This is a genomic window from Leifsonia sp. NPDC056665 (assembly GCF_042791795.1).
Lineage (GTDB): Bacteria > Actinomycetota > Actinomycetes > Actinomycetales > Microbacteriaceae > Leifsonia.
This window is the reverse complement of sequence record NZ_JBHTXK010000016.1, coordinates 88765-100154: the sequence shown is the minus strand read 5'-3', so window position 1 is coordinate 100154 and position 11390 is coordinate 88765. Positions and strand designations below refer to the sequence as shown.

The following is an 11390-nucleotide window of genomic DNA, read 5'->3' as shown; positions in this document are numbered from 1 at the left end:
AGCCCCGAGTCTCCCCGCCCCCCCCCCCCGCCGAGGGGCACTAAAACCCCCATAAAACTCGGTTTTAGGGGCGTTTACGTGCCCTTCGGCGGGAGGGAGAGGGGGTTAGAGGATTTCGGGGTCGTCGAAGCGGACGCGGAGGGTCGGGGCGGGGCGGTAGCCGGGGCGGCCTCCCGGAGCGCGGCGGCGCTGCGTCGCATTGCGCACGACTGTCGCGCGCACGGCCGCGGCCACGTCGGCGCCCTTCGCGTACTCGAAGCGCAGGACGGCCCTGACCGTCTTCTCGTCCACCGCGGCCGGGCCGAGCACGTCGATCAGCAGTTCGGGGTCGACCGCCTTCAGCAGACCGTCGACCGACTCGGCAGCCCCGGTCACCGAGGCCAGCCGTACGGCGGGCGGGAACCGGAGCTGGCGGCGGTCGGCCAGCTCCTCACGGGCGAAGTCGACCAGGCGGCCGGTCGCGAAGTCGCGTGCGAGGTCGCCGGAGACGCCGACCAGCACGGTCGGCGCGCCCGCGGCGGCCAGCACCGCGGCGCTCGTCCACCAGCGCAGGCAGTCCTCGGCGACGTGAAGTGTCTCCCTGGCCAGCATCCGCTCGCCGTCGAGCAGCAGCACCGCCTGGTAGCCGCCTTCGGCGATCGGCTCGGCGCCGCGCGTGGCGACCACGAGCGCGGGAGCCGAGCCGACGCGCTGCACCGGGTGGTCGCCGTCCGCGAGGATCACGCGCGTGCCGGGGAAGGCGCGGCCCAGCTCCTCGGCCGTCCGCCCGGAGCCGGCCGTCACCATCCGCAGCTTCGTGTGCTCGCAGCGCGTGCAGTGCCAGTCCGTCGCCAGCGCGCCGCACACCCCGCAGGACGGCGTCGCCCCCGCCCGGCGCTGCCCGAGCGGCCCGGTGCAGCGGGCGCAGCGCGCCGCCTGACCGCACTTCGCGCAGGACAGCACCGGCAGGTAGCCCGGCCGGGCGACCTGGACGAGCACGGGGCCGCGCGGCCTCCCGCTCTCACCGCTCAGCGCCTCCCTGGCGGCTCGCCACGCGGACGACGGGATGCGCGCGGCGCGGGCGGCGGGCTCGTCCGCGCTCTGGTTCGCGGTCAGCACGACCTTGCCCGTGTACCCGCGCTCCGGCCCGAGGTCGCGCAGCCAGCCGAGGTCGACCAGCCGCTGCGCCTCCACGCTGCGGACCAGGCCGCTCAGCACGAGCGCGCCGCCCTCCAGCTCCTGCCGGACCAGCGCGGCGTCGCGCGCGTGCACGTACGGGCTGAGCGGCTCGGCGAACAGCGGGTCGCTGTCCTCCCACACCGCGACGAGTCCCAGCCGGGCGGCGGGAGCGTAGACCACCGAGCGGTTGCCGATGACGATCCGCGGGCCGGAGAGCGCGGCCAGGAACCCCTTGTAGCGATCCGGGTTCGACTGGGAGGCGTCGGCGCGGACCACCGCGGACGCCGGGGCGATCGCCGCCAGCGCGGCCCCGAGCTGCTCCAGGTCGCGGTGGTCGGGCACGGCGACGATGGCCGTGCTGCCCGCGCGCCAGGTGGCGGTCGCGAGCGCGGCGAGCGTGACCGCCCACTCCCCGACCCAGGTGCCGTCCGGGAGCCTGCTCAGCCGCGGGATCGGCCGCAGCGCGATGCGCTCCCCCGCCGCGACCGCGGCCTCCAGTGCGCCGGCGACGTAGCCGCGCACCGGGAACGCCGCGGGCTCCGCCTCGGCCGGCGCGGGAGCGGAAGCGGTAGCGGTAGCGGGAGCGCCCGCCTCCCGCGCCGCCAGCCACGCCTTCTCCACCCGCACCATGCGCGGCGGCACGGCGAGCCGGAGGATGTCGCTCGCCGTCCCCGCGCTGCGGTCGGCGAGCCTGCGGGCGAGCCGCCACACCGGCTCGGTGAGCACCGGCACCGGCGACACCACGGCCTCCAGCGGGCTCAGGGTGCCGGAGAAGGCCTCGTCGGGCTCGGCGAGCTCCACCAGGTAGCCGTCGGCCACCCGTCCCGCCGAGCGCAGCGGTACGCGCACCCGCACGCCGGGGACCGCCTGCTCCGCGAGCTCGTCCGGAACGCTGTAGTCGAACAGATGGTCGAGCTGCGGGAGCGGCGAGTCCAGGGCCACGCGGGCGACCGTGGCGGCCGCCGGCACGGCTACAGCCCCGCGGCGGAGCGCAGGTCGTCGACGCGGTCCAGCCGCTCCCAGGTGAAGTCGGGGAGGTCGCGGCCGAAGTGGCCGTAGGTCGCCGTCTGCGCGTAGATCGGCCGGAGCAGGTCGAGATCGCGCACGATCGCGGCCGGGCGCAGGTCGAACACCTCGCGGATGGCGCGGATGATCTGCTCGTCCGAGACCGTGCCGGTGCCGAACGACTCCACGTAGAGCCCGACCGGGGCGGCCTTGCCGATCGCGTACGCGATCTGCACCTCGAGCCGCTCGGCGAGGCCCGCCGCGACGGCGTTCTTCGCGACCCAGCGCATCGCGTACGCGGCAGACCGGTCGACCTTCGACGGGTCCTTGCCGGAGAACGCGCCGCCGCCGTGCCGGCTGGCGCCGCCGTAGGTGTCGACGATGATCTTGCGCCCGGTGAGCCCGGCGTCGCCCTTCGGGCCGCCGATCTCGAACCGGCCGGTCGGGTTGATGAGCGTGCGGATGTGCGCGGTCTCCAGCCCGGCGGCGTGCAGAACCGGGGCGATGACCTCCTCCACGACCTCGGCCTGGAGCTGCTCGCTGGAGACGTGCGGCGCGTGCTGGGTCGAGAGCACGACGGTCTCCACCGTGCGCGGCGTGTGGCCCTCGTAGCCGATCGTGACCTGGGTCTTGCCGTCCGGCCGCAGGTAGTCGAGGGTGCCGTCCTTGCGGACGGCGGCGAGGCGCTCGGCGAGGCGGTGCGCCAGCCAGATCGGCAACGGCATGTACTGCGGCGTCTCGGTGGTCGCGAAGCCGAACATGATGCCCTGGTCGCCCGCGCCCTGCCGGTCGAGGTCGTCGGTGCTCTGCTCGGTGCGCGACTCGAACGCGTTGTCGACGCCCTGGGCGATGTCGGGCGACTGCGCGCCGATGGAGACGGACACGCCGCACTGGGTGCCGTCGAAGCTGACGTCGGAGGAGTCGTAGCCGATCTCGACGATCTTCTCGCGCACCAGCGCGGGGATCTCGACGTAGCCCTTCGTCGTCACCTCGCCGGCGACGTGGACGAGCCCTGTGGTGACCAGCGTCTCGACGGCCACGCGGCTGTGCGGGTCGACCGCGAGCAGCGCGTCCAGGATGCTGTCGGAGATCTGGTCGCAGATCTTGTCGGGGTGACCTTCGGTGACCGACTCCGACGTGAAGAGGCGCAGATCTGCCATTGTTCTCCTTGATCGCGGCATGGCGGCACGGCCAGGGATGCCGTGGCCCTGGTCGACGACTAGACGACGACGTCCAAGATACGGTCGGCCACCGACAGCTTGCTCCCCGAGGCCTCCATCACTATATCGCCGCCCCTGCGGAGGACCACGACCTCGTTGCTCTCCGTTGCGAAGCCCTGCTCCCAGCCGACCTGGTTGAGGACGAGGAAGTCGCTGCCCTTGGCGGCGAGCTTGGTGCGGCCCAGCTCGATGAGCGTCGACGGGTCCGGCTCGGTCTCGGCGGCGAAGCCCACGACGACCTGGCCCTCGCGCTTGGCGGCGGAGAGGCCGGCGAGGATGTCCGGGTTGGCGACCAGTTCGAGGGTGAGGGTCTGGCCCGCCTCGGACTTCTTGATCTTGGAGTCGCGCGTGACGGCGGGCCGGTAGTCGGCGACCGCGGCGGTCATCACGACCAGGTCGGCGGAGCGCGCCGCCTCGGTGACGGCCTCCTGCAGCTCCAGCGCCGTCTGCACCTGGACCAGCTCGACGCCCTCCGGCGGGTCGACCTCCAGGTGCGCGGCGATCAGCACGACCTCCGCGCCGCGGGCCTGGGCCGCCGCGGCGACGGCCACGCCCTGGCGCCCGCTCGACCGGTTGCCGAGGAAGCGCACCGGGTCCAGCGGCTCGCGGGTGCCGCCTGCAGTCACGACGACGCGCTTGCCCGCGAGGTCGACGCCCCCGCGCGGCCGGCGGGAGGCCTCGTTGGCGCGGCGCCGCTCGGAGAGCACCACGACGTCGGCGACCGGCTCCGGCACTGCGGAGACCGCCAGTCGCGGCGAGATGCCGGCGGCGCGCAGCGCGGCGCGCACGATGACCTCCGGCTCCTCCATGCGGCCCGGGCCGGAGTCGGCGCCCGTGAGCTGGCCGGAGGCCGGGCCCACGACGGTGACGCCGCGGCTGCGCAGGGTGGCGACGTTGGCGACGGTGGCGGGGTTGCGCCACATCTCGGTGTGCATCGCCGGGGCGACCACGAGCGGGGCGGTGGAGGCCAGGACGGTGTTGCCGAGCAGGTCGTCGGCGATGCCGGCGGCGAGCTTCGCCAGGGTGTTCGCCGTCGCCGGGGCGATGACGATCAGGTCGGCCGACTGGCCGATGGCCACGTGCCGCACCTCGGCGACGCCCTCGTAGAGGTCGGTCGCGACGGGGTTGCGGCTGATCGCCTCGAGGGTCGGACGGCCCACGAACCGCAGCGCGGCCTCCGTCGCCACGACGTGCACCGAGTGCCCGTCGAGCACCAGCGCGCGGATGACCCCGACGGCTTTATACGCGGCGATGCCGCCGGTCACTCCGACGACGACGGTCAATCGTGGGCTCACGGCGGCATCTCCTCCAGCCAGCGGGACACGGTCCCGGCTGTGGTCGTTCTCTTGCGCTCGGTCGGCGGCTCTCTGTCTGCCGGATGTGCCGGGAGGTTACTCCGCGGGCAGCGGCTTGATGACGAGCTTGTCCTCGTTGATCTCGTGGAGCGCGACCGAGAGGGGCTTGTCGTCGACGGAGGAGTCGACCAGCGGGCCGACGTTGTCGAACAGGCTGCCCTCGTGCAGGTCAGCGTAGTAGTCGTTGATCTGGCGGGCGCGCTTGGAGGCGAAGATGACCAGCGCGTACTTGGACTCGACGCGGGCCAGGAGCTCGTCGATGGGCGGGTCGATGATGCCTTTGTTGGTGGTCGCCATGTGCGGTAACCCTCTCTGTTGTGCTTCCGGGCCTCGCGGTGTCGAGACGTGGAGAAACTGCGGTGAGCGCCGATCCCGGCGCGAACGCGGTGCTGATTGAGGACTGGGGGGTCTACGGGCGCGACGGCGCCACGCGGACCTTCATCAAGTCTACGACCTCCCGGGCGGCCTCAGCGACCGTGTGGTTGACCACACGGTAGTCGAACTCGTCCTGGGCGGCCAGTTCCACCTTCGCCGTCTCCAGTCGGCGCTGCTGCTCGGCGGCCTCCTCGGTGCCGCGCCCGATCAGGCGTCTGACCAGCTCGTCCCAGGTCGGCGGCAGCAGGAAGATCAGCCGCGCCTCCGGCATGGACTCGCGCACCTGGCGGGCGCCCTGGAGGTCGATCTCCAGCAGGACGCTCCTGCCCTGCTCCAGCGCCGCCTCGATCGGCCCGCGCGGAGTGCCGTAGCGATAGGCGTTGTGCACGGTGGCGTGCTCCAGGAGCTCGCCCTCCTCGATCATCCGGTCGAACTCGGCGTCGTCGACGAAGTAGTAGTTGACGCCGTCGATCTCGCCGGGCCGCGGTGCGCGCGTGGTCGCGGAGACCGACAGCAGCACCTCCGGGTAGTTCTCCCGGATGTAGGTGGAGACCGTGCCCTTGCCGACGGCGGTCGGGCCCGCCAGCACGACGAGCTGCTGGCGGCGGCGGCCTGCGCGGTTCTCGCGCTCGATCAGGAACTCGCGGAGCTTCAGCCGCTGGTGGCGGCCGAGGCCGCCGAGCCGCTTGGCCGGCGAGATGGCGAGGCGCTGCAGGGCCTCCTGCATCTTCGTGGTGCCGATCGCGGGCACGCTCAGCAGGAACTCGGTGACCCGCAGCCGGCCCTCCACGCCCTCGGGCGCGGCGGTCGCGTGGTCGAGGACGACCAGCGGCGAGACCTCGCGGGAGGCGATGGCGTTCTTGACGGCGGCACGCGCACGGCGGGCCGCGACGGCGGCGGCGGACGCGGCGGTCCGGTCGACCTCCGGCGGCGCGGGGCGGCGGGAGGCGGTGGTCGGCTCAGCCATGACTGGCGCGCACCTCCTCGGCGCGGCGGGCGATCCGTGTCGCAAGACCCTCTGGCGCGCCGTGGAGCAGTCCGCGGGATTCGCTCACGATGACACCCGGCGTGAGCGCTCCGAAGAGCCGCTGGACGTCATGCACCTGGGCGCCCTGGTGGCCGAATCCGGGCGCGAGCACCGGGACGGCCGGTGCGACGGCGGTCGCGGTGTCGATCCCGTAGTCCCCCAGCGCGACGGTGGCGCCGAGCACCAGGCCGACCGTGCCGAAGGGATGCGGAGGCTGCTCCTGGTTGAACGCGTGCACGTCTTCGATGATCGCACGGGCGACCGTCATCCCGGCACGGGGCCCGCCCTGGAGCACCGCCTGCTGACCCGCTGCCGCCTCCGGGTTGGAGGTAGCGGCGAGCACGAACAGGCCCTTGTTGGTGAGTTCCGCCAGGTCCATCGATTCGGCCAGCGAGCCGACGCCCTGAAACGCCGACACCGTGAGGGCGTCGGACTCCAACGGCGATCCGGGCATGAACCAGGACTCCGTGTACGCGGCGACGCTGGTGCCGATGTCGCCGCGCTTGGCGTCGGCGATCACCAACAGGCCGGCCGAACGGGCGGTGCCGATCACCTCTTCGAGCGCAGCGTACCCCGCAGACCCGTAGAGCTCGAAGAACGCGACCTGCGGCTTGACGATGCCGACCCGGCCGATGGCGGCGTCGACCACTCGCAGCCCGAACTCCCTGGCGCCCTTCGCGGAGAGCTCCAGGTCCCACTCGGCGAGGAACGCCTGGTGCGGGTCGATGCCGACGCACAGGCGACCGCGCGCATCGAACGCCGCGGCCAGCCTGTCGCCGAACGGAGCGGAGGGCAACCCTGTCACGCGCGCGCGGCCCTCTGCAGCGCGTACTCCTGCAGCGACGTCACCTCGAAGCCCTCGCGCACCGCGTCGAGCGATGCGACGGCGGCGCTCAGCTCCGCGATGGTCGTGAACAGCGGCTTGTCGCCGGCCACCGCCGCGGCGCGGATCTCGTACCCGTCGGCACGGGCGGACCGGCCGCTCGGCGTGTTGATGACGACGTCCACCTCGTTGCGGGTGATGAGCCCGACGACCGAGTCCTCCTCCGGCGCCTCGCTGAACTTGCGCACGATCCGCGCCTCGATGCCGTTGCGGTTGAGCACCTCGGCGGTGCCCTCGGTGGCGACGATGTCGTAGCCGAGCTGCTTCAGCCGGAGCACCGGCAGGACGATCGCGCGCTTGTCGCGGTCCGAGACCGAGACGAACACGGTGCCCTCCAGCGGCATGCCGCCGTAGGCCGCGGCCTGGCTCTTGGCGAACGCGGTCGGGAAGTCGCGGTCGATGCCCATGACCTCGCCGGTCGAGCGCATCTCCGGGCCGAGCACCGAGTCCACGATCTTGCCCTCGCGGGTGCGGAAGCGCTTGAACGGCAGCACGGCCTCCTTCACGGCGACCGGCGAGTCCATCGGGATGATGGAGCCGTCGGTCTCCGGCAGGAGGCCCTCCTCGATCAGGCCGGTGACGGTGTCGCCGACCATGATCCGCGACGCGGCCTTGGCGAGCGGGATGCCCAGCGCCTTCGAGACGAACGGGACGGTCCGCGACGCGCGCGGGTTGGCCTCCAGCACGTAGAGCACGCCGGCGCCGATCGCGAACTGCACGTTCAGCAGGCCGCGGACGCCGATGCCCTCGGCGATCTTCAGCGTCGCCTCGCGGACGCGGTCGATCTCGCGGCGGCCCAGCGTGATCGGCGGGAGGGTGCAGCTCGAGTCGCCGGAGTGGATGCCGGCCTCCTCGATGTGCTCCATGACGCCGCCGATGTAGAGCCGCTCGCCGTCGTACAGCGCGTCGACGTCGATCTCGATCGCGTCGTCCAGGAAGCGGTCGACGAGCAGCGGGTGCGCCAGCCCGACGATGCCCTGGCCCGCGACGCGCTCGAAGTAGTCCGCGAGCGACGCGGTGTCGTAGACGATCTCCATGCCGCGGCCGCCGAGCACGTAGCTGGGGCGGACGAGCACCGGGTAGCCGATCTGCTCCGCGGCGTGCGCAGCGCTCGGGAAGTCGATCGCCGTGCCGTTCTTCGGGGCCAGCAGCCCGGCGTTCTCGAGGATGCCGGCGAACAGGCCGCGCTCCTCCGCCAGGTCGATGGCCTCCGGCGTGGTGCCGAGGATCGGGACGCCCGCCGCCTCCAGGCCCTTGGCGAGGCCGAGGGCGGTCTGACCGCCGAGCTGCACGACGACGCCGACCAGCTCGCCGGACTGAGACTCGGCGTGGATGACCTCCAGCACGTCCTCCAGCGTCAGCGGCTCGAAGTACAGGCGGTCGGAGGTGTCGTAGTCGGTCGAGACCGTCTCCGGGTTGCAGTTGATCATGATGGTCTCGAACCCGGCGTCGTGCAGCGCGAACGAGGCGTGCACGCACGAGTAGTCGAACTCGACGCCCTGGCCGATGCGGTTAGGGCCGGAGCCGAGGATGACGACCTTGCGGGTGTCGCTCGGGACGACCTCCGTCTCCTCGTCGTAGCTGGAGTAGTGGTACGGCGTGAGCGCGGGGAACTCGCCCGCGCAGGTGTCGACCGTCTTGTAGACCGGACGCACGCCGAGGATGTGCCGCACTTCGCGCACGTCGGCCTCGCCGAAGCCGCGCAGCTCGCCGATCTGGGCGTCCGAGAAGCCGTGGTCCTTGGCGTAGCGCAACGTGTCGGTGTCGAGCGTCTCCGCGTCGCGGATCTGCTCGGCGACCTCGTTGATGAGGACGATCTGGTCGATGAACCAGGGGTCGATCTTGGTGGCCTCGAAAACCTGCTCGGGCGTCGCGCCCAGGCGGAGCGCCTGCTGCACGTCCACGATCCGGCCGTCGGTCGGGGTCGCGATCGACTCCAGCAGCGCCTCCACGGTGCGGGACTCGTGGCCCCAGTGGAACGACGAGCCGCGCTTCTCCAGCGAGCGGAGCGCCTTCTGCAGCGCGCTCGTGAAGCTGCGGCCGATCGCCATCGCCTCGCCCACCGACTTCATGGTCGTGGTCAGCGTCGGGTCGGCGGCCGGGAACTTCTCGAACGCGAACCGCGGCACCTTGACCACGACGTAGTCGAGCGTCGGCTCGAAGCTCGCCGGGGTGACCTTGGTGATGTCGTTCGGGATCTCGTCCAGCCGGTAGCCGATCGCGAGCTTCGCGGCGATCTTCGCGATCGGGAAGCCGGTGGCCTTCGACGCCAGCGCGGAGGACCGCGAGACGCGCGGGTTCATCTCGATGACGATGATCCGGCCGTTCTCCGGGTCCACCGCGAACTGGATGTTGCAGCCGCCGGTGTCGACGCCCACCGCGCGGATGATGTCGATGCCGATGTCGCGCAGCTTCTGGTACTCGCGGTCGGTCAGCGTCAGCGCGGGCGCGACGGTGATCGAGTCGCCGGTGTGCACGCCGACCGGGTCGACGTTCTCGATGGAGCAGACGACCACCGTGTTGTCGGAGGTGTCGCGCATCAGCTCGAGCTCGTACTCCTTCCAGCCGAGGATGGACTCCTCCAGGAGCACCTCGCTGGTCGGGCTCTGGTGGATGCCGTCGCCGGCGATCCGGCGCAGGTCCTCCGGCGTGTAGGCGAAGCCCGAGCCGAGGCCGCCCATCGTGAACGAGGGGCGGACGACGAGCGGGTAGCCGAGATCCTCGGCGAACTCCAGCGCCTCCTCGACGGTGTGGGCGATGTGCGAGCGCGCCACCTCCGCGCCGGCAGCGACCACGAGCTCCTTGAAGATCTGGCGGTCCTCGCCCTTCTGGATCGCCTCGAACTTCGCGCCGATCAGCTCGACGCCGTACTTCTCCAGGATGCCGTGCTCGTGGAGCTGCATGGCCGCGTTGAGCGCGGTCTGGCCGCCGAGGGTCGGCAGGATCGCGTCCGGCTTCTCCTTGGCGATGATGGTCTCGATGACCTCCCAGGTGATCGGCTCGACGTAGGTCGCGTCGGCGAAGTCCGGGTCGGTCATGATGGTGGCCGGGTTGGAGTTCACCAGGATGACGCGCACGCCCTCCTGCTTGAGCACGCGGCACGCCTGGGTGCCGGAGTAGTCGAACTCGCAGGCCTGGCCGATGACGATCGGGCCGGACCCGATGACCAGGACGGAGTGGATGTCGTCGCGCTTGGGCATCAGTCGGTGCCTTCCTGGGTCTCGTCGGTCGAGCCGGCCTCGCGCTTGTGGATCATGTCGAGGAACCGGTCGAACAGGTAGTTGGCGTCGTGCGGCCCCGCGGCGGCCTCCGGGTGGTACTGCACGCTGAACGCGTCGATGTCGAGGCAGTTGAGGCCTTCCACGACGTTGTCGTTGAGGCTGAAGTGGCTGACCTCCACCGTGCCGAACCCGGCAGGCGAGTCGAAGGTCGCGTCGATCGGCGCCTTGACCGCGAAACCGTGGTTCTGCGCGGTGATCTCCACGCGGCCGGTGCGCTTGTCGAGCACCGGCTGGTTGATCCCGCGGTGGCCGAACGGCAGCTTGTAGGTAGTCAGGCCGAGCGCGCGGCCGAGGAGCTGGTTGCCGAAGCAGATGCCGAAGTACGGCAGCCCGGCGCGCAGCGTCTCCTGGAGGAGCGCGACGTGCTTGTCGGAGGCCTGCGGGTCGCCGGGGCCGTTCGAGAAGAACAGCGCGGACGGGTTCAGGCTGAGCACGTGCTCGGCGGTGACCTGCTGCGGGAGGACGTGGACGTCGAGCCCGCGTGCGGCCAGGTTCTCCAGGGTGGACTTCTTCACGCCCAGGTCGAGGACCGCCACCGAGCCGACGCGCTCGCCGACCGCCGGGACCGTGTACGGCTCGACGGTGGAGACCTCGGCCGAGAGGTTGCGACCGGCCATCTTGGCGCCGGACTGCACCAGCTCCAGCTGCTCGGAGTCGCTCAGGCCGAAGTCGTCGCCGGAGAAGATCCCCGAGCGCATGGCGCCCGCCGAGCGGATGTGCCGGGTGACGGCGCGGGTGTCGATGCCGCTGATGCCGACGACGCCCTGCTCCACGAGGTCGTCGTCGAGGCTGCGCTGGGCGCGGAAGTTGGAGACGACCCGGCTGGGCTCGCGGACGACGAAGCCGTCCACCCAGATCCGGCGGGACTCCATGTCCTCGTCGTTGGTGCCGGTGTTGCCGATGTGCGGCGCCGTCATCAGGACGATCTGGCCCGCGTACGACGGGTCGGTGAGGGTCTCCTGGTAGCCGGTCATGCCGGTGGCGAAGACCGCCTCGCCGAGCGTCCGCCCGCGGGCGCCGTAGGCCCGGCCCACGTAGCGCTTCCCGTCTTCGAGGACGAGCACGGCAGGTTCTGCTGCGGTCACG

General features: G+C 71.9%; 8 protein-coding genes. All 8 read right to left on the bottom strand.

Features of this window, described 5'->3' with window-relative positions:
• Positions 1–105 precede the first annotated feature (105 nt).
• Complete coding sequence (locus ACFQ9V_RS15060; protein WP_382459930.1) at positions 106–2127, bottom strand: primosomal protein N'; 2022 nt, start codon at positions 2125–2127, stop codon at positions 106–108.
• 2 nt (positions 2128–2129) lie between these two features.
• The gene (metK, locus tag ACFQ9V_RS15055; RefSeq protein WP_382459929.1) at positions 2130–3323 is read right to left on the bottom strand and encodes a methionine adenosyltransferase; all 1194 of its coding nucleotides are present in this window, start codon (positions 3321–3323) and stop codon (positions 2130–2132) included.
• 59 nt (positions 3324–3382) lie between these two features.
• Positions 3383–4666, bottom strand: a complete 1284-nt coding sequence (locus ACFQ9V_RS15050) for a bifunctional phosphopantothenoylcysteine decarboxylase/phosphopantothenate synthase (RefSeq protein WP_382459938.1) — start codon at positions 4664–4666, stop codon at positions 3383–3385.
• A gap of 108 nt (positions 4667–4774) precedes the next feature.
• Positions 4775–5035 (bottom strand): DNA-directed RNA polymerase subunit omega, encoded by a 261-nt coding sequence (gene rpoZ, locus ACFQ9V_RS15045; protein ID WP_382459928.1) that lies wholly within the window; start codon positions 5033–5035, stop codon positions 4775–4777.
• Between the two features lie 112 nt (positions 5036–5147).
• Complete coding sequence (gmk, locus tag ACFQ9V_RS15040; protein WP_382459927.1) at positions 5148–6080, bottom strand: guanylate kinase; 933 nt, start codon at positions 6078–6080, stop codon at positions 5148–5150.
• Positions 6073–6945 (bottom strand): orotidine-5'-phosphate decarboxylase, encoded by an 873-nt coding sequence (gene pyrF / locus ACFQ9V_RS15035; RefSeq protein WP_382459926.1) that lies wholly within the window; start codon positions 6943–6945, stop codon positions 6073–6075. The genes gmk and pyrF overlap by 8 nt, the downstream gene beginning before the upstream one ends.
• A complete protein-coding gene (gene carB, locus ACFQ9V_RS15030) occupies positions 6942–10223 on the bottom strand; it encodes a carbamoyl-phosphate synthase large subunit (RefSeq protein ID WP_382459925.1) in 3282 nt (1093 codons plus the stop codon). The genes pyrF and carB overlap by 4 nt, the downstream gene beginning before the upstream one ends.
• The gene (gene carA / locus ACFQ9V_RS15025; RefSeq protein ID WP_382459924.1) at positions 10223–11389 is read right to left on the bottom strand and encodes a glutamine-hydrolyzing carbamoyl-phosphate synthase small subunit; all 1167 of its coding nucleotides are present in this window, start codon (positions 11387–11389) and stop codon (positions 10223–10225) included. The genes carB and carA overlap by 1 nt, the downstream gene beginning before the upstream one ends.
• Position 11390 lies beyond the last annotated feature (1 nt).